13 protein-coding genes are annotated in these 21,849 nt (G+C 52.5%); 4 read left to right on the top strand and 9 right to left on the bottom strand.

Annotated elements, in window-relative coordinates; translation table 11 throughout:
• Nucleotide 1 precedes the first annotated feature (1 nt).
• The 9 genes from guaA to SYN_RS14300 all read right to left on the bottom strand — a co-directional run bounded on the left by guaA (nucleotide 2) and on the right by SYN_RS14300 (nucleotide 14,672).
• Complete coding sequence (gene guaA, locus SYN_RS14340) at nucleotides 2-1,534, bottom strand: glutamine-hydrolyzing GMP synthase (protein ID WP_011418946.1); 1,533 nt, start codon at nucleotides 1,532-1,534, stop codon at nucleotides 2-4.
• 17 nt (nucleotides 1,535-1,551) lie between these two features.
• Nucleotides 1,552-2,715, bottom strand: coding sequence for a glutamine-hydrolyzing carbamoyl-phosphate synthase small subunit (gene carA, locus SYN_RS14335; protein WP_041585169.1), 1,164 nt, complete (start codon nucleotides 2,713-2,715; stop codon nucleotides 1,552-1,554).
• A gap of 310 nt (nucleotides 2,716-3,025) precedes the next feature.
• Nucleotides 3,026-4,357, bottom strand: coding sequence for a glutamine synthetase family protein (locus SYN_RS14330; RefSeq protein WP_041585168.1), 1,332 nt, complete (start codon nucleotides 4,355-4,357; stop codon nucleotides 3,026-3,028).
• Nucleotides 4,358-4,390: 33 nt separating this feature from the next.
• The gene (locus SYN_RS14325; RefSeq protein WP_011418943.1) at nucleotides 4,391-6,724 is read right to left on the bottom strand and encodes an FAD-dependent oxidoreductase; all 2,334 of its coding nucleotides are present in this window, start codon (nucleotides 6,722-6,724) and stop codon (nucleotides 4,391-4,393) included.
• A 22-nt stretch (nucleotides 6,725-6,746) separates the two neighbouring features.
• Complete coding sequence (locus SYN_RS14320) at nucleotides 6,747-8,381, bottom strand: glutamate synthase-related protein (RefSeq protein WP_011418942.1); 1,635 nt, start codon at nucleotides 8,379-8,381, stop codon at nucleotides 6,747-6,749.
• Nucleotides 8,345-9,475, bottom strand: coding sequence for a glutamate synthase (locus tag SYN_RS14315; protein WP_011418941.1), 1,131 nt, complete (start codon nucleotides 9,473-9,475; stop codon nucleotides 8,345-8,347). Before SYN_RS14315 ends, SYN_RS14320 begins: the two co-directional genes overlap by 37 nt.
• A 335-nt stretch (nucleotides 9,476-9,810) precedes the next feature.
• Nucleotides 9,811-11,352, bottom strand: coding sequence for a sigma-54 interaction domain-containing protein (locus SYN_RS14310; RefSeq protein WP_011418940.1), 1,542 nt, complete (start codon nucleotides 11,350-11,352; stop codon nucleotides 9,811-9,813).
• A gap of 451 nt (nucleotides 11,353-11,803) precedes the next feature.
• Complete coding sequence (locus SYN_RS14305; protein ID WP_011418938.1) at nucleotides 11,804-13,156, bottom strand: sigma-54-dependent transcriptional regulator; 1,353 nt, start codon at nucleotides 13,154-13,156, stop codon at nucleotides 11,804-11,806.
• On the bottom strand, nucleotides 13,149-14,672 hold the full coding sequence (locus SYN_RS14300) for a two-component system sensor histidine kinase NtrB (RefSeq protein ID WP_158302990.1): 1,524 nt from the start codon (nucleotides 14,670-14,672) through the stop codon (nucleotides 13,149-13,151). Before SYN_RS14300 ends, SYN_RS14305 begins: the two co-directional genes overlap by 8 nt.
• A 100-nt stretch (nucleotides 14,673-14,772) precedes the next feature.
• Here SYN_RS14300 and SYN_RS14295 point away from each other — a divergent pair, with 100 nt between their 5' ends.
• The 4 genes from SYN_RS14295 (at nucleotide 14,773) to SYN_RS14280 (ending at nucleotide 21,800) form a co-directional block, all read left to right on the top strand.
• Nucleotides 14,773-15,987, top strand: a complete 1,215-nt coding sequence (locus SYN_RS14295) for an ISL3 family transposase (protein WP_011416152.1) — start codon at nucleotides 14,773-14,775, stop codon at nucleotides 15,985-15,987.
• Nucleotides 15,988-16,256: 269 nt separating this feature from the next.
• A complete protein-coding gene (locus tag SYN_RS14290) occupies nucleotides 16,257-17,918 on the top strand; it encodes a (2,3-dihydroxybenzoyl)adenylate synthase (RefSeq protein ID WP_041585167.1) in 1,662 nt (553 codons plus the stop codon).
• Between the two features lie 186 nt (nucleotides 17,919-18,104).
• Nucleotides 18,105-19,568 (top strand): SLC13 family permease, encoded by a 1,464-nt coding sequence (locus tag SYN_RS14285; RefSeq protein WP_041585166.1) that lies wholly within the window; start codon nucleotides 18,105-18,107, stop codon nucleotides 19,566-19,568.
• Between the two features lie 171 nt (nucleotides 19,569-19,739).
• Nucleotides 19,740-21,800, top strand: a complete 2,061-nt coding sequence (locus tag SYN_RS14280) for an aldehyde ferredoxin oxidoreductase N-terminal domain-containing protein (RefSeq protein ID WP_011418934.1) — start codon at nucleotides 19,740-19,742, stop codon at nucleotides 21,798-21,800.
• The last annotated feature ends 49 nt before the right edge of the window (nucleotides 21,801-21,849 follow it).

Raw genomic sequence — 21,849 nt, 5'->3', positions numbered from 1 at the left:
TTTATTCCCATTCAATCGTGCTGGGTGGTTTGGAGCTGATATCGTAGACCACGCGATTGATTCCCCGGACCTCGTTGATGATCCGATTGGCAATCTTTCCCAGCAGATCATGAGGAAGCCGCGCCCAGTCCGCCGTCATGGCGTCATCGCTGGTGACGGCCCGGATGGCCGCGATATGTTCATAGGTTCGCTGATCGCCCATAATCCCGACGCTTTTCAGGGGAAGCAGGACGACGAATGACTGCCAGAGCCGGCCATAGTAATCGGCGGCCTTGATCTCCTCCAGCAGGATGGCATCGGCCTTGCGGAGGAGGGACAGCCGTTTGTCCGTCACCTCGCCGATGATCCGGATGCCCAGACCGGGGCCGGGGAAGGGGTGCCGCCAGATCATGTCGTCGGAGAGTCCCAGCTCCCTGCCGAGGAGGCGCACCTCATCCTTGAAAAGGTGTTTCAGCGGCTCGATCAGCTTCAGTTTCATCCGCCGGGGGAGTCCGCCCACGTTATGGTGGGACTTGATCACCGCACTTGGACCGCCGAAGGCGGAACGGGATTCGATCACGTCGGGATAGAGGGTCCCCTGTGCCAGATAATCCACATCCCGGATTTTTCGCGCTTCCTGATCAAAGACTTCGACAAAGACTCGGCCAATGATCTTGCGCTTCCGTTCAGGATCCACGATGCCTTTCAGGGCATCGAGAAACTGGGCCTTGGCCCGGGCGAAGCGGACATTCATGTGAAAATGCTGTTTGAAGAGCGATCGGACCTTTTCCGCCTCTCCCTGCCGCAGGAGGCCGTTATCGACAAAAACACAGGTCAACTGATTGCCGATGGCCTGATGAAGAAGCAGCGCCGCCACGGAAGAATCCACGCCGCCGCTCAGACCAAGGACGACCTTCCGGTCTCCAACGGTTGACCGGATCTCTTCCACGGAATCCCGGATGAAGGACGCCATGGTCCAGCTCTTCCGGCAGCCGCAGACGGAAAAGAGGAAATTTTCCAGCATCTTTTTCCCTTCCGGCGTATGAACCACTTCGGGGTGGAACTGCAGGCCGTAAAGCCGCCGAACCGGATCTTCCATCGCCGCGGCGGGGGTATTGGCCGTAGAGGCCGTGATCGCGAAGCCTGCGGGCAACTGGTCGATCGTATCGCCATGACTCATCCAGCAGCGGGTGTTTTCCGTTACCCCCGCAAAGATTCCCTTTCCCTCCCGAACAATGTGGAGCTGGGCAAACCCGTATTCCCGCTTTGCCGACCGGATCACTTTGCCACCCAGGGAGTCAACCATGTACTGCAGGCCGTAACAGATGCCCAGGATCGGGATGTTCAAGTCGAAAATCCCCTTGTCCACCTTCGGACTTTTGGGTTCGTAGATGCTCGCCGGACCTCCGGAGAGAATAATCCCTTCCGGCTGCAGAGCCTTGATCGTTTCCAGCGCAATTTCCGGGGGTTCAATCTGGCAGTACACCTCCAGCTCCCGCACGCGCCGGGCGATCAGCTGGTTGTATTGAGAACCGAAATCAATAATAAGAATCAAGATAAGCCTCTCATGTCTCAGGAAGGGGTCCTAAGCTTGTTTCCCTTCTCTGATGTGATTAGTTTTACAAACTGTTTGAAAAGATAGGATGCATCCTGCGGCCCCGGCGCCGCTTCGGGGTGATACTGGACGCTGAACGCCCCCAGAGACGGATAAGCGATTCCTTCCGATGTCCCGTCATTGAGATTGTCATGCGTTTTTTCCAGATCCGCGGGAAGGGATTCCGGCACAACGACAAATCCGTGATTCTGGGAGGTGATTTCCACCCGGCCCGACAGGCGGTGTTTCACCGGTTGATTGATCCCGTGATGGCCGAACTTCAATTTTTCGGTGCGGCCGCCGACAGCCTGTCCCAGGATCTGATGTCCCAGGCAGATGCCGAAGATCGGAACTTTCCCCAGCAATTGCCGGACGGTGGCCACGATATAAGGCAGTGCAGCCGGATCGCCCGGACCGTTGGACAGGAGCAGCCCGTCAGGAGACCAGGACAGAATCTGTTCATCGGAAGAGCAGGCGGGGACGACGATCACCTCGCAGCCTTCCGCCTCCAGACAGCGCAGGATATTGTATTTGACGCCGCAATCCAGAACGACCACCCGGAGATTCTTGCCTTCCTCCGGCCTCCGGTCCCGGTCAGCCGGCTGAACGCTCCCGCGCACCCATCGGTACGGCTCTTGACACGTTACGGTCCTGACCAGGTCCTGCCCGACAAGACCGGGATATGCCCGCACCCGCTGGAGCAGAATCTCCACGTCCTGGATTTCCGTGGTCAGAATGCCGCGCATCGCCCCGGAAACGCGAAGACGCCGTGTCAGGGCGCGGCAGTCCAGTCCCTCGACACCCAGCTTGCCCTGGGATTCCATAAAGGTCTTCAGGCTCTGCCGGGATCGCCAGTTACTCGGGAAATCCGAATATTCCCGGACGATAAACCCCTCCAGAGAAATTCCCGCTGCTTCCATATCCTCGGGATTGATCCCGTAGTTGCCGATCAGCGGATAGGTCATGGCGACGATCTGCCCCTTGTAGGATGGATCGGTCAGAACCTCCTGGTAGCCCGTCATCCCGGTATTGAAGACGACCTCTCCCAGGACTTCGCCCTCACCCGCGAAGGCTTCTCCCCGAAAGACACACCCGTCTTCCAGAACCAGGAGCGCGGGTTTCTGTTTTCTCAGCAGGGTCATGTCGTGTTGTTCCTCATTGTTTGAACGCCGGCTATTTCTCAAGAGGTAGACCGCGACGGGGCGGTTCCGGCCCCTTTTGCCTTCTCACCGTCAACGGACGGAAAAATCAGGCGATGGAAGCTTAAATAATTGATATCACTATGCATTAAATAATTCTATTCTGCCCCTTATATCAGTACCACAAGGGATAATGCAACACCATAAATGCATAATTATCAAAGGGAAGCGATTTTTTTGAAATCATTTTCCTTTGATAACCGGATTCGTTTCCTCCAAAGAAAAACGGCGCGTTCGTCGAAGGAGAGGAAACTTAAAGCATCGGCAGATAGCGTTCAATTTCAAACCGGCTGACATGTGTGCGGAACCGGTCCCACTCCACCTTTTTGTTCTCTACGAACTTCTCGAAGATATGATCCCCCAGGGTCTCCCTGACCAGTTCACTCTGGGAAACCTCTACGATCGCTTCATACAGACTGCCCGGCAGGGAGGTGATCCCGGCCTGTTCGCGGGCTTTTTCATTCATTTCGAAGATATCCTCTTCCACCGGATCCGGCAGTTTATAGGCCTTCTCCACGCCCTTCAGACCGGCTGCCAGCATGACGGCAAAGGCCAGATAGGGATTGCAGGCGGGATCGGGGGAGCGGAACTCGATCCGGGTCGCATTTTCCTTGCCCGGTTTGTACATGGGGACGCGGATCATGGCGGACCGGTTGCGGCGCGCCCAGGAGACATAAACCGGCGCTTCGTAGCCCGGCACAAGCCGTTTGTAGGAATTTACCCATTGATTGCAGATCGCCGTAATCTCCGGGGCATGCTTCATGAGTCCGGCAATGTAGTGCTTCGCAAGAGCGGAGAGCTGATACTTGTCCCCGCTGTCGAAAAAAGCGTTTTTGTCCCCGACAAACAGGGACTGATGGGTATGCATCCCGCTGCCGTTTTCCCCGAAGATCGGCTTGGGCATGAAAGAGGCGTAGACGCCGTTCTGCCGGGCGATTTCCTTGACCGTTGTCCTGTAGGTCATCACCTTGTCCGCCATGCAGAGGGCCTCGTCATATCGAAGATCGATCTCGTGTTGGCTCGGCGCCACCTCATGATGGGAATATTCGACCCGGATTCCCATCTCCTGGAGGGCGAAGATGGTCTGCCGCCGCAGGTCCGTGGCCAGGTCCACGGGAAGGCCGTCGAAATATCCACCCCTGTCGAGATATTCCGGGGCTCTGTCGCTGGTGAAATAAAAGAACTCCAGTTCCGGGCCGACATAGAAGATGTAGCCCTGATCCGCGATTTTCTTGAGCATCCGCTTGAGGACATAGCGGGGATCCCCTTCATAGGGAGACCCGTCAGGTTTCAGGATATCGCAGATCATCCGCGCTACCGGTCGATCCGACGGCCGCCAGGATATGAGTTGAAAGGTCGTCGGATCGGGCATGGCAATCATGTCGCTCTCCTCGATGCGGCAGAATCCCTGAATGGAGGATCCGTCAAATCCCATTCCTTCCTCCAGTCCTTCCTTCAGTTCCGAAGGGGTGACGCTGAAAACTTTCTGCACTCCGAGGACATCGGTAAACCAGAACTGAATGAAACTGACATTTTGTTCTTTAACGATCTGCAATACTTCCTCTTTCGTTTTACAGTTGAACATAGAGGGCTCCTTTCTCCAAAGAATCAAATCATGTTATTCCAGGGGTTCGTTTTCCACCAGTCGCCAGACGCCTGTCGGACAGACCCCAGCGCAGAAACCGCATCCGATGCACCGCTCCGCCCGGCTCCGGTATTCAAAAGCCCCGCTGCTTTTATCCAGGCGGAAAATGGCATTCTGCGGACAGATCGCTTCACAGAGTCCGCAATCCCGGCACGAGCCACAGGAGGCGCAGACTCTTGACCAGGCTGTCACATCCGCGTTTTCCGGCAGCCAGGGTTCGAAATAGGCCATCTTGACCCGCTCAGCAGGCATCGGCTGCAACTGGCCCATTGTTTCTTTTCTGCCGCGAATTCGTCCATCGATGGTGTCCGCTGCGATCCGACCCGCCCCGATGGCCTCGGTCAACAATCCCGGACGGACGACGTCTCCCACTGCAAAGACCCGGGGGGCGCTGCTCTGAAAACGGTCGTCCACCTGAAGGAACCCCCTTTCCCGGATAATTTCGTCCGGGACGAAGGACAGGTCCGGACGATCCCCTACGGCGAAAATCACCGTATCCGCCGGGAGGAATTCTCCATCTTCGAGCTCTACGCCGTCATTGGCAATGGCCTTCGCAAAGCGCGGCCAGAGGAAACGGGCCCCCGCGGCCTCGGCGTGCTGCCGCTCCCGGCCAAAGGATGCCGGTTCCTGAATATCGATCAGGGTGATGTCCGTTGCCCCCAGCCGGGCCGCCTCCGTGGCCGCGTCGCACCCCACGTTGCCGGCGCCGATAATGACGACCCGCCGACCGGGCTGAATGCCGTCCTGCTTGCAGAGCCGCAGGAAATCCAGGGCGGTCAAGGCCCGTTCATGGCCGGGAATATTCAGGGTGGCTGGTTTCTGAGCGCCCACGGCAATCACGACAAAATCAGAAGAGTCGCGAATCTGCATGAATCTTTCCACCGTCAGGGGCTGCTCAAGAGAAACGAACTCGATCACCTCCCGGATTCGCTGCAATTCATGGTTCAGAACTTCGTCAGGTATGCGGCTGCGGGGAATCGTGGCGGTCATCTTGCCGCCCGGCTTTTCTTCTTTTTCATAGACAACCGGCTCGTGCCCCTTCATCCAGAGCTGCCAGGCCACGGAAAGACCCGCCGGTCCGCCGCCGATCACGGCAATCCGGTGTTTCGTGGAAGGCTCAGGCCGGGGCATTTCCGCCTGCAGGCTGGCTTTCCCCAGCAGCGTGACATCCAGGGGAGGAAGATTTTCCGCCTGGCGTGTGCAGTGCTCCATGCAGAGATTCGGACAGAGATAGCCGCAGACCGCCGTCGGGAAAGGGGTGTAGCGCAGGGACAGATTGACGGCTTCCGCAATATGCCCTTCCCGGATCAACCGCCAGCGCTCCTGAACCGGGATGCCTGTCGGGCAGTTTGCCTGACAGGGGGGCAGATAGCGGCCATTTTCCCACAGGGGAACATAGCGGCGGAGGGCTCCCGTCGTAATCACGTCGATGGGACTCCGGTCCAGATCGGTCAGATCCCCGATCAGTCCGCCCGCACCCAGTTCGGTTTCCCAGATTTCCCGGCGGAACCGGTTTATGGGACGGGATTCAACGGCAACTTTTTCATAGGGCTTCCGGGCGGCGAGAAGCTGCCAGGCGGTCCGATCCGCCGTCAGGCGATCAAAAAGGTTCATCCTCTCAATTTCGGAGAGAAAATCCCGCAATCCCGAAATCAGCCATTGCCATTCCTCGTCTGTAAGATTCGTCAGGCGGGCGTTATGCTTGCTGAATCCCTGATGGAGTCCGCGAAAGTAAATCTTTCCGCCCACCATGCCCACGCAGGGACGATATCCCAGAACATTGGACGGGTTCTGAGGATCATGCCCGCAGATTACGGCTGTTCCCCCCGCCATGAATTCCGCGAAGGAATCGCCGGCGGAACCTAGGATCCACATCTCGGGGGGATCGAAGCGGGGATTGTGCTTGGTCATGGTCATTCCCCGGGCGCCGATGTTGCCGGCGATGTAAATTTTTCCCTGGGCCATGGCGTTTCCCGCTCCATTGGTGGCATGGCCGTGGACGATAATCCGGGCTCCCGCGTTGAGCCAGCCGACGTCATCGGAAACGGGTCCGCAGACCTCGATGCGGGTCCCGGGAAAACCCATGGACCCCAAACGCTGACCGGACATGCCTCGAACGCGGAGGTGGATTTCTTCTTCGCCCGCCTGCCAGAGGCGGCCGCCGATGCCGTGCTGGCCATGGGCGGAAATTTCAATCCTCCGATGACCGTCGCGCACCGCGGCCTGAACGCGCTCCTCGAGGATCCGGGAATCTACGCGAAGCCCGTTTTCCATTCCGGAGAGAATTTGTGTCGGTTCAAAGGACATGGAAGCACCTTCTTATCTTTTTTCAAATGACATATGAAATCCCCAGCCGCCGGGCGGCATGGTTGTCCGCGATGCCCAGGGCGTCGGACATGCCGATGGGCAGGGAAGTGGACCGTCCCAGCGGCGCGACAATCTTTTTCAATTCCGTGTCGAAGCTGACAAAGACATCCACGAGACGCTCCGCCACTTTTTCCGGATCAAGCCGCCGGTATAATCGGGGATCCTGCGAGGTGATCCCTTTCGGGCAGAGGCCGATATTACAGATGTTGCACCGGTCCGTCTCTGAACCGACGCATCCCGCCGCTGCCTGCATAAGGACTTTGCCCACCTGCACACCGCTGGCCCCCAGCATGATCAGGGCCGCGGCATTGGCCGCCAGATTTCCGTTCTTGCCGATGCCGCCGCCGGCAAAGAGAGGAATTTCGTTCTGTTTGCCGAGTTTGACCAGGGTAAGGTAGGCATCCCGGATATTGCTGGCAATGGGGTGTCCCATGGAATTCATCGAAACATGGTAGGCCGCGCCGGTGCCCCCGTCTTCGCCGTCAATCGCCAGTGCCGAAGCATAGGGATTGCGCGTCAGATTGTTGAGAACCGCCAGGGCCGTGCTCGTCGCCGAGATCTTCGGATAGACGGGAACCCGGAATCCCCAGGCCATGGACATGGACTGAATCATCTTGGCCACGGATTCTTCGATGGAATACTGCGTCTGGTGTGTCGGGGGGCTGGGCAGATTGATGCCCGACGGCACACCCCGAATCGCGGCAATCAGTTTATTGACCTTATACCACATCAGCAGTCCGCCATCGCCCGGTTTTGCGCCCTGTCCATATTTGATTTCGATGGCGCAGGGATCCTCCTTCATTTCCGGCAGAGTGCGGATAATTTCATCCCAGCCGAAATAGCCGCTTGCAATCTGAAGGATCACGTATTTCAGAAACCGCGAACGGAGCAGACGCGGCGGACAGCCCCCTTCTCCGGTGGCCATGCGCACGGGCATGCCCAGTTCCTCATTCAGATAGGCCACACCCATCTGGAGACCCTCCCACATGTTGGGGGAAAGAGCCCCGAAGGACATGCTGCCCACCACGAGGGGGTAGATTTCCCGGACGGGGGGAATCCAGCCGTTTTCCCGGGAGACCTTCAGAATCTCCTCGGGAGGAAGAATGCGGCCCAGCAGCGTTCGCAGTTCAAATTCGTGTCGTCCGGCATCGAGGGCCGGGTCGGTGAGCATGGAAATCCTGATAAATTTGATTTCATCGAGAAGACTTCTCGGCACATTGCGGCGTCCACCGCGACGGCGGGGCGCTCCGCCTGAATTGAGATGAAATCGGAGTTTATCCTGCTCTTCATTGCGTACCGGCTGGATAGCCCCATTGGGACAGACGAAATCGCACATTCCGCAGCCGATGCAGAAATGGGCCGGATCGGTTTTCTGGCGGATTCCGTGATAGATCGAATACAGATGCCCCGGTTTTTCGGCGAGTCCCGGCTGCACCGAAACAACCCGCTTCCGGAAGACAGCGGGCTCGATGGCCTGAACCGGACATACGGCCGTACACCGGCCGCATAAGGCGCATTTTTCCTTATCCCAGAGAATCAGCCAGGGAAGGTCTTTTGTATTTAATGCTGAAGGGGTAAGTTTTTCCATTGATTCCATCGTTTCACCTCCCGCCGGTCCGGTCCGACAGAAACCAGATCCGTTCCCATGGGCTGAAAATCCCGACTTTTATCCCGTTCGGGAATGGCCTCATCAAGACCGCACACTTCCGAGGAAAAGGCATATAACCCCGGAAGTCCGCCGACGATTCCGGGACGGAGTTTTTTACTGTCCTGCACCAGAAAAAGCGTCTTGTCGGGCAGGCATCCCATGACACAGTTCGGGCCATCCACGATCATGGGTCGGCAGCTCTGTTTCAACAGCTGTAAAAGCCGGCCATCGGGATGTCCGGCCAGCTCCTCATCCTTGAGCGGCGTCAGAATGTGTTTGTATGCTTCCAGGCTCAATCCGAGATGCTTCAGCGTATAATGGAGGATATGGGTAAAAACCTCCGAATCCGATCGATATCCGATATAGCCCGGATCGCCCCGGGAAAGAAGAAATTCCCGGATCGGCACAAAAGCGGTATTCTCGCCATTGGTCATCGTGGCGATTCCCTCAATGAAAAAGGGATGGCAGGCATAGATGTCAATGGCGTAATTGGTATTCTGTCTTCCCTGCGCCATGATGATCCGGGCCTGCAGGTTCGGCTGATCGAAGCCGAGATACTGACCGACGGCCAGAGGATCTCCCACCTCTTTGATCATGATCACATCCGGCCAGAAGCTGAATACCAGCATGGACCCGTCCTCTTCCCCCAGTTTTCTCAGACGGAGGCGTGTCTGCAGTAAACGCCGGCCGATTTCCTCTTCACCCAGATCCTCCCATTCCGGCGGATAATCATAGACGCGGATCATGTAGTGATCCCGGTCCGGCGTTCCAGCCGGACGCTGCTTTTTGGGGCGGAAGGACAACTTGTATTTCACCAGGAAGTCCATTTCCATCATGTAGTGATCCAGCGCCTTGATTCCGCTGTTGGAAAAGATTCCTGAAAGAATGGGCCTCCCTTTAAACTGTTCGAACTCCCCGCCGAGATCGGCAAGAAAAAGACCCACTCCGGAACCGTCATGGCCCTCTTTCATGACATCCAGGGCTCGGATGGCGACCATGGGGGAAAGAGGTTCGCTGCTCGTTATTGCAAACAATCGGCACATGAGGAAAACTTCCTTTCAGCCCTTTGAGATTGGGCCTTTCATTCCTATTAAAAAGGGTTAATGTTCAATAATTGATACATTGTGATAAGGAGAAAAGCCAGAAACATGCCATTCCTGTAAGTATGAGTATGGCGTCGGTTTCTGAACGATTTCGTTAAAGACAGTTCGCAAATCCGGAGTTTAAGGGGGTTGGATCCTGGAAAATATCCGGGAATTGCCTTCAAAAAGAGGAGGATGAAAATGAAAAGAAACAAAAATGTGCAAATGACCAAATAAAGAACAAATTTGTATCAAAATTCAAGAAAAGCCGTGACCTTTTCCCGGCCCATCTCAATTCAGCCGGAAATCGTGGATGAACCGGCATGTTTGGGGTTAAACCGACGGGGATCGATCCCGAATTTCTGGATCTTGTATTGAATGATGCGTTTTGTTGTCCCGAGAATTCGTGCTGCCTGGCTTTGGTTGCCATGACTTTCCTTGAGTGCGTCCACAATCATCGCCCTTTCCTGGGATTCGATCATCGCATTAAATTTGCCTGATTCCTTCTTCTCTCCTTCCCGGCTCCTGATCTGGAGTGAGGGAGGCAGATGGAGTGTTTCGATGGAATCCCCTGTTGCCAGCAGAACCGCCCGTTCTATGCAGTTTTCAAGTTCCCGGACGTTGCCCGGCCAGGAATGGCTTAAAAAGGCTTCCAGAACGGCATTCGAAATCCGCTTTACGGATTTCCCCATTATTTTATTATACTTCAATACAAAATAATCGGCCAGGAGGATGATGTCGCTTCCCCGCTCCCGAAGCGGCGGGAGGTAAATCGGAAAGACATTCAACCGGTAATACAGATCGGCCCGGAAGTGACCCACTGCCACATCCTCTTCCAGATTCCGGTTGGTTGCCGCGATAATGCGGACATCTACGGAGACCACGCGCGAAGCGCCTAGAGGCTGAAACTTCTTCTCCTGAATGACCCTCAGCAGTTTTGCCTGGGCCGCCGCGGACAGCTCGCCGACCTCATCGAGGAAAATGGTACCGCCATGAGCCTCCTCGAAACGTCCCCGACGCGCGTGAAGCGCTCCCGTAAACGCCCCTTTTTCGTGGCCGAAAAGTTCGCTTTCGATCAAGGTATCCGGCATGGCGGCGCAATTCACCTGAATCAGAGGCCCCTTGCACCGGGAGCTGCGGTCGTGGATCGCCCGGGCAACCAGCTCCTTTCCTGTCCCCGTTTCGCCGTTGATGAGCACGGTCGTATTGGAATCGGCCACCTGGGCAATGAGGCCGAAGACTTCCTGCATGACCCTGGAATGACCGATGATTTCGGAATCCGGCACAGTCGAGCGGCCAAGCATATGCCGGAGGCGCCGGTTTTCCTCTTCCAGGGCGCGGATGTGAACGCTCTTGGCAATGAGTTCGGATATGGAGGAAAGCATGGCCAGTTCCCGATCCAGGTCCTCCACCTGGCGGGCGGCCTTATCGGCGGACAGGACCCCGACCACCCGATTGTCATAAATAATCGGCACACAGAGAAAGGCCAGTTCCGAGCGATTGAGAAATCGCCGCGCTCCGGTCCGGTCGAGAAAATGGGTTTCCTGCCCCAGATTGGCGACGGCCATGGGGCGTCCCGTCTGAGCGACCTTGCCGGTAATCCCCTCTCCAGGCTGGTAGGAGACTTCCATCCCCTGGATGTCAACCCCGTGAGCCACATCCAGCCAGACTTCACCGCTTTCCCTGTCCAGCAGAGAGATCATTCCCCGTTGCATTCCGACCCTCTGGTTCATCTCCTGAAGAACCCGCTCCAGTTGATCCCGCAGTTCCCCGGGCTGAGCCAGAGTCCTTGCAATGGCATGCAATGCCGCCAGTTCCTCATAATTATGTTTGCTCAATTACGGACCACCTTCGTTACCTCGTCGTTCCGACTGCCTTTGTCCCCCTTTTCAAGAAACCCGCGATCTCATCCACCGGCCGTTCCGTTCCCTTCCTGGGAGAGAAAAAGGGCCGAGAGGGGAGGTTAGTCAATAAAAGTCTCGACAAACAAAAACTTCTCCCAAAAAAGTTCTTACGCAAATATGAAGCCAAAGCGTGTCGAAGAAAAAATATTTTCAAGCTCAAGACCCTTGAGGAAGTTCTCCGGAAAAATTCCCTGTTCACTTGGACCGGGCCGGAACAGGCGATATTTGATGTGATGCCATTTTACCCTCTCGTGGCAAGAGTTAGAATTGAGAACTGATTACCTCATTTTCTTTTCACTTTCTGCTTCTTTCCTCGTACGTTCGAACAAAATTTTTCCAAATTTATTGTCTTTTTCAATACCGTAATAGAGAACCGTTCCTTCTTTTATTGCTGTGGCAATATCTTGTACTGCCTTATTTTTTGTCGAAGCGTCGGTCGAGATATTCCAAGGATCTGTGCGCTGCTTGTAATGTTTCCATTCGTATAATGAAGAATCTTCAGAATATGCTCCCTTTCAACTTCCCGAAGACTGAGGGCGGCCCCCGGCGGGAAGATGTCCTGTACGGTTCCCGCCCCTAAGAAAGGGAGTATTGCGTCATCCAATAAGGTTTCACCCCGCGTCGAAATGGCCGCACCGGTAAGAACGTTCCTGAGTTCCCTTACATTGCCCGGCCAATCGTATTCCATCATTCTCAAAAGCGCTTTCTTATCGACCCTATCGATGCGTTTGCCCAGTTCGGCATTGATCTCTTTAACCATATGATCAAGGAGGAAAGGGATATCCTCCCTGCGCTTTCTCAGCGGCGGCACGTTTATTTTCGCTGCACTCAACCGATAATAGAGATCTTCTCTGAAAGTGCCTGCTCTGACCATCTGAAGCAGGTCTTTATTGGTTGCTACAATCACCCTGGCCTTTGAATGCAGGAATTTTTCACCGCCGACGCGTTGAAATGCCTTATCCTGCAGAAAACGAAGGAGTTTGGCCTGTAGTTCGATGGGAATTTCACCCATCTCATCAAGAAAGATCGTTCCCTCTCCTGCAAGCTCGAATTTCCCCTTTTTCGTGGCGAATGCGCCTGTAAAGGCCCCTTTCTCATGGCCGAAAAGTTCACTCTCAAGTAGTGTTCCCACAATAGCCGAACAGTTGATGGGAATAAAAGGATGATCCTTGTGTGGACCGTAGTCGTGGATCGCTCTTGCAATAAGTTCTTTTCCCGTTCCCGTTTCTCCTTCTATGAGGACCGTAACATTATTTTCGCTGAGCACACCGATCATCTTGAAGACTTCTTTCATCGGTTTGCTGTTGCCGATCATGGGCCCTTTTTGAAGAAAGGTCTTGACCGCAGGTAATTCTTTGGCTTCACGGAGCTCCGAGTTCTTTAAGGCCCTGCAGACCGCGTCTTCCAACTCGTCAACATCGATTGGCTTTGTGATGTATTCGTAGGCCCCCAGCTTCATCGCCTTAACCGTTGTTTCCATGTCATGATAGGCCGTAATCATGATCACATTAATTGAAGATTTCCCTGTATCAAGACTGCGTAGAACTTCGATTCCATCCATGTCCGGCAGTCGAATATCAAGGACGATTACATCCGGGTGAAAAGTTGCACGGGCCTCCAGACCAGCCATCGCGGTGGCGGAGCAATGAACGGCATAACCTCTTCCACTGAAAAATATATTGAGCAGTTCCAGTTGAGAGGCATCATCATCTATAATTAAAATTTTCTTCTTACACATGATCCTTCCTTACAGGGATCGTAAAAGAAATGGAAAAACCTTTTGAGGTAGCCGAAGCGGCAATCTTCCCTCCATGGGCATCCACGACTTTTTTCACATTTGAAAGGCCAAGACCTGTGCCTTTCTTTTTTTTACTGAAGAAGGGGTTGAAAATGTAAGGCAGATCTTCCGACGTCACACCCGGACCGTTGTCTGAGATTTCGACGGATATAAAGGGCTTGTGATCCAATTTCCGATGATGTGTTTCGATCGATATGATTCCTCCCGTAGGCAGCACTTCAATTGCATTGAGAAGGATGTTGATAATGGCATGTTCAATCTTATTCCCATCCATCATCGATGGGGACATTCTTTTAGAAAGTTTCTCTATCACGGTGATCTCTTTTTCACGGATCGTGACTTTCAGAATTTCCAGGCATGAGTAAATAAGTTGATTGATTGAGAGAAGTTCAAAACAGAGTTTGACAGGCCTGGCAAAATCAAGCATTTCTGTAAGGATTCTCTCTAAATGCGAAATCTCCCGGTCTGCTATTTCCAGCGTCTTTTTGTTATCTCCATCAAAGTCCATGCTTTTCAGGAGCATTCGAATGCTCATCTTGATGGATGAGAGGGGATTCCTAATTTCATGGGCGAGAGACGTGGTAAGCTGACCAATGTGTGCGAGTTTTTCCGATTCACGGATGCGTTCCGCCATTTTCACTCTTTCCGTGATATCCCGGCAGATACCTGCCCATGCATAGTCTCCCTTATACCAGATGCGCTTTACCTTGTTTTCAGTTGGGAAAAAACTGCCATCCTTATGGAGTCTTTTATAGGCATATTGTTCTGATTCGCTTTCCCTGTTTAAGTCCTTCTCGAAATAACTTGTTACCTTGGAAACATATTCAGACGCCACAAAATTGATGTATGGCTGATTGATGACCTCCGTCGGGGTATATCCGTGCATATCGCAAAAAGCATGGTTCGCAAAGATGATTCTCCCCTTCTTTTCTACAAAATAGCCGTCATTGATCTCCTCTACGAGGACCCGGTATTTTGCCTCCAACTCCGCTAATTCTTTCGTCCGCTTCATGACCTCCAGTTCGAGGTGTTCAGCATGCTCCTTGAGTGCCTTTTCATGGAGGTTCTGAAAATAATCACTGAACTTGATGATCGTATAGGAGAGACAATTATTAAGCCTTTCCAGAGCTGGGGTCATTTTGTTCTGCGGCAATTCTTTCGTAATGATGGGGATGGTAATTGTCCGGTAATATTCAAAGGCCATTTGAACGTCTGAAAGGTCGAATCCGGCGGCAAACCGCTTTCTGGCAATCTTCTCGATAAAATCATCTAACGGTGCGAAATCCCTGTTTGCGAGTACGGCATAGTTTGCATCTACAGCTTCCAGATTAACAGCTAACGTATCTTCGAACGGTTCCTGTCTATACCCCTGCTCACAGTAGTGTTTATCGACTACAATACTCCATTTTACGTTGATCTCTTTACGATGTGCCAGCAAGATATCTTTTAGTTCCATTTTATGGTTCATCCGGTTTATGCGTACTTTATGTTGAAAAAAATGGACATACACCCCAAGAGGAAATTGTTCGAAGATTTCCAATTAACGGAGGGGAAGCATGTCCACGAGTTTTCTTTACCACGGATTCAGCCTCGTCGGCTACGATTATGTTAGGACGCGATACGAAGGAAGAAGTATCACGTTCACCATACGCCACAAAAGGAGCAAGCTTTGCTGTCCAGTCTGTAGAAGCCGGGAGATCATCATGCGAGGAACGACCCGGAGACGGTTTCGAAGCATTCCCATCGGTTTCAAGAATGTGTTCTTCGATCTCAGCGTTCAGCGGGTGGGCTGCCTTCGTTGCGGCAGTATTCGTCAAGTGTCGCTGGGATTTGCTGATCCCCGGTTTTCTTACACCCGTGCTTTTGAGCGATATGCCTTGGAATTGTCGAAACACATGACAATCCAGGATGTAGCTGCACATCTGTCGGTATCCTGGGACGTGATCAAGGAAATTCAGAAACGGGATTTGACGAAGAGGTTTTCCAGACCTTTTCTGAAGGATCTTCGGAGAATTGCCATCGATGAGATCTCGATTCGCAAGGGGCATCGGTATCTGACTGTTGTTTTGGATATGACCAAAGGGACGATCGTCTATGTCGGTGATGGCAAGGGAGCCGATGCGCTTGACTCTTTCTGGAAAAAGGTCAAACGTGCCGAAGCCAAGATTGAAGCCGTTGCCATGGATATGTCTCCCGCTTACATCAGCGCTGTATCGACTCATCTTCCGAAAGCGACGATTGTTTTTGACCATTTTCATGTCATCAAGCTCTTCAACGACAAATTGTCCGGGCTAAGAAGAGACCTTTATCGAGAGGCAAAAGATCTCCTTCAGAAGAAAGTCCTGAAGGGCACCCGCTGGCTTCTCCTGAAAAATCCGGAAAATCTTGACTCATCCAAAGGTGAAAAGGCCCGCTTGAACGATGCCCTCCAGCTAAATCAGCCACTTGCATGCGCCTATTACCTGAAAGAAGATCTCCGACAGGTCTGGTTTCAGCCAACAAAGGAAAAAGCACGCCTGGTATTGGTTGATTGGATCAAGAGGGCGGAAACTTCCGGGATAAAAATGTTGAAAAAGTTTGCGAAGTCACTTGCTGCATTTCAATCCGGTATCCTCTCTTATTATGATTACCGCATCTCGTCGGCTCCCTTAGAAGGCACAAACAACAAAATCAAAACCATGAAACGGATGGCTTATGGGTTCCGGGATATCGAATTCTTCAAACTTAAAATCATGGCCATTCATGAAGCCAAGTACGCTTTAGTCGGATGAACCCATTTTATTTCATTAGTCCGGCATTCAAAGACTTCAAATAAGCCGGGTTCTTTTCTTCTTTTTCAGCCAGTAATATGCGGAAATATCTCTTTATATCAAGAATAAAATAATTTTCCGACTGGAAAATTATTTTCCAGTTCCACCATCATATTGGATTGTGGTGAAACATAGTAAGTGTATGATATTTAAGAACATTTATAAATTAAAATCCATGGCATACCACTTGCCATTCCTAAATTAAAAAAACATTTTATGGAGGGATGGATATGTTACCAGGTTTTGTTCCATGGCCGGAAGAGTATGTAAAGCGTTACCGGGAAGCCGGATATTGGGAGGAAAAAACACTTAACGAGAAACTGGAGGAATCGATCGCGGCGGTTCCCGACAAGGAAGCCCTGATCTGCGAAGGTGCGAGGGTTACGTATCGCGAGTTGGGGGCTAAGATTGACAGGCTTGCCATTCAATTCCTTAAAGTAGGATTGAAGCCGGGAGATCGGGTGGTATTTCAACTTCCCAGCATTGAGGCGTGCGTGTACTCCCTGTTCGCGCTGACCAAGATCGGTGTCATTCCGATCCTGGCCCTTGCCGCGCATCGGCATACGGAAATAGAACATTTTTTCAAAATGAGTGATGCTGTGGGGTACCTGATCCCTACAGAGTATCGCCGTTTCAACTACGCCGAAATGGCTATGGATGTGCAGAAAAAAGCCCCGAGTCTCAAGTACATTCTCGCAACAGGTTCAAATGTTCCGGAGGGGATGATTTCCATCGATGAACTGATCGCCCAGCCCGTAGATGTTGACAATCCCGCAGACTACCTCAAGAAGTTCCGCCCGGATCCTTACGATGTGGCCCTCATGCTCCTGTCCGGGGGAACAACGGCCCTTCCGAAACTGATTCCCAGAACTCACAATGATTATGTCTATAACGCGCTGCAAAGTGCCATTTATGCCGGATTTACCAGCGAGGACGTATTTCTGGGCATCCTGCCCTTTGCGCACAACTATACCCTTGCCTCCTTCGGTTTTCTTGGCTGCTGGTTTCTTAAAGGTAAAGGGGTGCTTTCCGGTTCCATTGATGCCAAAAGCTGTTTCTCTCTCATCGAAAAGGAGAAGGTTACCTATGTTGCTTCCGGCGTCCCTGTCGATGTCATGTGGCTGAACAGTGAAGACTGGAAAGGATTCGACTACAGTTCGCTGAAAGTGATTCAGAATGGAGGCGCCAGGCTTGCACCCGAACTGCGTAAAGCCCTACGAGAAAAATGGAAGGTCATACCACAGGAGGTATATGGAACCGCGGAAGGGCTGCTCAATTATACCCGCCTTGATGACCCGGAGGACATGATCATGACGAGTTCCGGCAGACCCGTTTCTCCGGCTGATGAGATAAAAGTCATCGATGACAATGGAAACACCGTTCCTGTTGGACAGCAGGGTGAACTGGCAGTTCGGGGCCCCTATACGATCCGGGGCTACTACAATGCGCCGGAGTATAACAAGAGCGCTTTTACGCCGGATGGCTTCTATAAGATGGGCGACCTGGTCAGGATGAATGAAGCTGGGTTCATCTTCACGGAGGGCCGGAAAAAGGATGTGATTAATCGTGGAGGAGAAAAGATCAATGTGGAAGAGGTGGAACATTTAATCCTTTCCCATCCCAAAGTAAAGAACGTAGCGATCGTAGCCATGCCGGATCCGGTGTTTGTTGAGAGGGCCTGTGCCTGGGTTATTCCGAAGGACGGCCAGACCGTTACATTTAAGGAAATATGCGATTTTCTGCAGGAGCAGAATATTGCCAAGTTCAAGTGGCCTGAACGGATGGAGTTCGTATCGGAATTTCCCTTGAGCCCTGCGGGCAAGATCCTGAAGAGGGAGCTCAAGGAGAGAATCATAAAAATGCTGGAGCAAGAGCAGGCAGCAAAGAAGTAAATAATTGAGACAGAATAAGGTGTTTAGAACAAAAAAGGTAACTAGATTCTATATCAATAGGGTGGGTTTTTTCATTACGGGACGATGTGATTGTGGTCAATCATAATTACATCGTCCCTTGATAAACACGCGCAAGACCCATTTGAGTCTGGTTTATTTAAAATAAAGGGGTGGGGAGGGAGTATAATGCAAAATGGTAAGACGTTAGGAGTCATTGTTATTGCTGTAGCCGGCTTGTTAATCGCTATAGCCCAGCCGTTTGCCCCGGGGCTGTCCCCTTTAGGGCATTATGTCATGGGTACCGTTGTTGCGGGCCTGGGGATGTGGATCTTCCGCCCCGGAAACCTGCCCTTCATGTCGGGTACTTCCATCATCCTGGGGCTTACCTTGGCCCTGTTTTTTGCCCACAAAGCAGGTCTGGTGTTCCCGGGCAAAGTTCCCTTCAAAGCACCCCCGCAAATATATGGGGTCGTCATGGGCGGCTTCACTTCATCAGCCGTCTGGGTCCTGATTCCTGCACTATATTTTGGTTTTGTTCTGCAAAAAACGGGTCTGGGAAAACGCATCGCTTATATGGTTCTGAAGACGTTTCCCGCGACCTGGCTTGGCTTGGCGATCAGCTGGCTGGTGATCGGCGTTGCACTTTCCGCCTTGACGCCGTCCATCGTCGTCCGTGTGGCGATTGTCGTTCCCATTGCTATTGGGATTGTGGAAGCCTGTAAAGTGGAATTCCGCTCCAAGGGATCGGCCTATATCTGCTTGCTGGCCTGGGGTATGGCTCTCTTACCTGGGACCGGATGGTTGACCGGCTCCCTCTCGGGGCCGATCATGCAGGGATTTTTTCCCCCCGAAATAAAACCCATGGCCAATTTTGCCGACTGGTTCAAGATTCTGGCCCTGCCCTGGTTTGTAGTAACCATCTTGTACGTTTTCTTTGCCTATATCTTTGCCAAGCCGAAAGAAGCCATTGCCATTAGCTCCGACATGTTCAAGGAGGAATACAAGAAACTGGGTCCAATGTCCAAGGATGAAATCGTTTCCCTTCTTATCCTTGTCGGCTCTCTGTTAATGTTTTTCACAGAAAACCAGCATGGAATTCCCACCGCGGCCACAGCCCTGTTCGCTCTGTTCCTCTTCGTTATGTTCCGCATCATTACCGGTCCGGATATCAGCGCCGGCATCAACTGGGACGTAGTCTGCTTCTTCGGTATCGCCGTAGCCCTGCCTCCCATCTTCGGAGTTTCCGGAATCTCCGCCTGGTTCGGACCCCTGATCAAAGGGCCCATCATGTCCATGGCGGGTTCTCCCCTACTGTTCATGCTGGTCATCACCTTGGGGCTCATGGTTATCCGCTTCGTTGACGTTCCCTGGGGCTTCACCACCTGTGCGCTGACCATTATCATGCTGATCCCGCTCTTTAATGATTTCGGTTATCATCCGCTGACCGTGACCATGGCCTATCTGATCGCCATCAACTTTTTCCTGCTGTCCTACCAGCAGCCTTTTCTCCTGATGGGTGAAGGGATGATTCAGGGCAGGGGTTGGGCGCCGTCTCATGTGCTGATGTTCGGTCTGATCTACATTGCTTCAGCCTTCATTTCCCTGCTGGTGGCCGTGCCTTACTGGAAGATGATAGGTGTCATACGTTAATTCAGAATAAAAAATAATCGATAAGTTAAGGTGAATCGACATTATGCATTTTAAATATAACTTTTCTGCCCGATGGGCAGTGAAATTTCTGAAGAGCGTCACATTGCGTTAAGTCGTTTACGCCGTTTACGGATCGAATGAACGACTAACTACACGGAGGTAAGAAGAAATATGCGATACGGAGAGACAGGATATTACCTGGAAATTGACTTATCAACCGGGAATATTGAACGGGTGCAGTCGGACCCGAAAACGGCTGAAAACTTTTTTGGTGGGGTGGGGAGCAGCCTCAAGATTTTCTGGGACAGGACCACGCCCGAGACCAAGGCATTTGATCCGGAAAATCTGCTGATATTCACTAATGGTCTTTTGAGTGGTACGCCGATTTTCGGAGCAAATCGCACCTTTGTGGTTACCATTTCCCCAGTGTCCAACCTGATCTGCTATCCTACCGCAGGAGGGTTTTTCGCACCGGAACTGAAGTACGCCGGATACGACAAAATCATCTTCAGGAACAAGTCACCCGAGTTGGTATATATCTGGATCAACAATGACAAGGTCGAAATAAGGGATGCATCGCATCTGGCGGGAAAGGGCGCCCGTGAAGTTCAGGAACTTCTTAAGGAAGAACTGAACGATCCGAAGATCCAGGTTGCCGCTATCGGTCCTGCAGCGGAAAACGGGGTTCTTTTTGCCAGCATCGAGATGGACAAGGGGAGCGCAAGCAGACTCGGAGGCGGCGCCGTCATGGGCGACAAGAAAATCAAGGCCATTGCGGTTCGGGGAACAAAGGAAGTTAATCTTGCCGACGGACCTGCCTTTATCAAGCACCTCGAGGAGGCGCGAACCTACATCATTCACCGCAACGCTAATCCCCTGTCGCACAGACATGTCGAGGCCATTCATGACAGTCTCGGGTCGCCGCAACTGATGAGAGATGCGGAAGATAAGTGGCATACGCAGAATTTCGCCTGGGGGAATGCCCGCTACCGAAGAAAAGACTTCTGGACCGATGAAATTGAAGAAAGTTGGGAAAAGAGCCAGGAGGAGTCTGTGCGGCGGATGATAAGCTGCTTCAACTGTCCGTCGCAATGCGGGGCATTGATTATGCGCAAGGACGGAGCCCCCTATATGGCGAAATGCTTTTCAAAAATTTCCTATCTCTTTGGATCGGGCATAGATGACCTGGAATGGAGCTGGAAATTCATCGAGCGTACCTTTGATTACGGTTTGGATTCCTACTCAACTCCTCAGGTGATGGCCTTTGCCGTGGAACTGAGAAAGGACGGGATTCTGACGGAGGAAGATTTTGCTGGAACGGATGACTATCCTCCCTGTCCGCCCCCGGAGGATAAAAGTGGGGTCTTCTACTGGCTGCTTGACCGGCTTGTCAAGGGTGAGGGAATTGGCAAAATTCTGGGCCTGGGCACCAAGCAGGCAAGCGAGAAAATCGGTAAGGGTGCGGAGGCTTATGCGCACAACCTCATCAAGGGTGTGGAGCAGATGAACATCAAACTGGGAATGCTGGATCCCCTCTATTTTCTTATGTTTGCCACGAGCGAAAAGCAGAGTATCACCTCGATCGAAGGAAACTGGCCCCAGGCCGCCTTCCGCAAATATGAAGATCGGGAAGAGTGGATCAGGGACTGGCCTCACGTTCCCTTTGAACGATTCAAACAATATATTCTGGACTGGGAACCCAAAGGCGACAAGAACGCGGCACCCTATTATCCGACTCCGCCCATCGCTTCGGAGATTGTGGATTGGATGGAGGAGAACCACGTCAACGATGACTCCCTGGGATTCTGTTCCGGCATGTCGGGGTTCTGCTTCAAGCCGCCCTTTCATTGCCACAATTACTATAAGTTCGTGAATGCCGCAACAGGACTGAATCTGGATGAATTTGAGCACAGGAGGGTGGCTCACCGGATTCGTAATCTGCATCGGGCCTTCAACATGAGAAGGGGCATGACTCGGGCCGATGACAATCCGCCTGCAGATCATTGGAAGTTCCGTTTTCCGGAGCTCGAGGAAGAACTCCTGACCACTTATTACCATTTCAAGGGGTGGACCGACGAGGGTGTTCCCACTCGCGTTCGCCTGGAAGAGCTGGATCTCGGGTATGTCGCGGACGAATTGGAAGAGAAAGGAATATTGAAGAAGGTTCCCCCCCCGACCGAGGAAGAGCTTGAAGAGTATAGGAAAGAACGTATGTATAAGTGGGGATATTGAAAAGTGGAACCTGCGTCTGCGGATTGGAAGGACAATCGAGAGAACCAGC

This window comes from Syntrophus aciditrophicus SB, from assembly GCF_000013405.1.
GTDB lineage: Bacteria > Desulfobacterota > Syntrophia > Syntrophales > Syntrophaceae > Syntrophus > Syntrophus aciditrophicus.
Note: the sequence above shows the minus strand (reverse complement) of the source record. Positions and strands in the feature narration are given on the sequence as shown.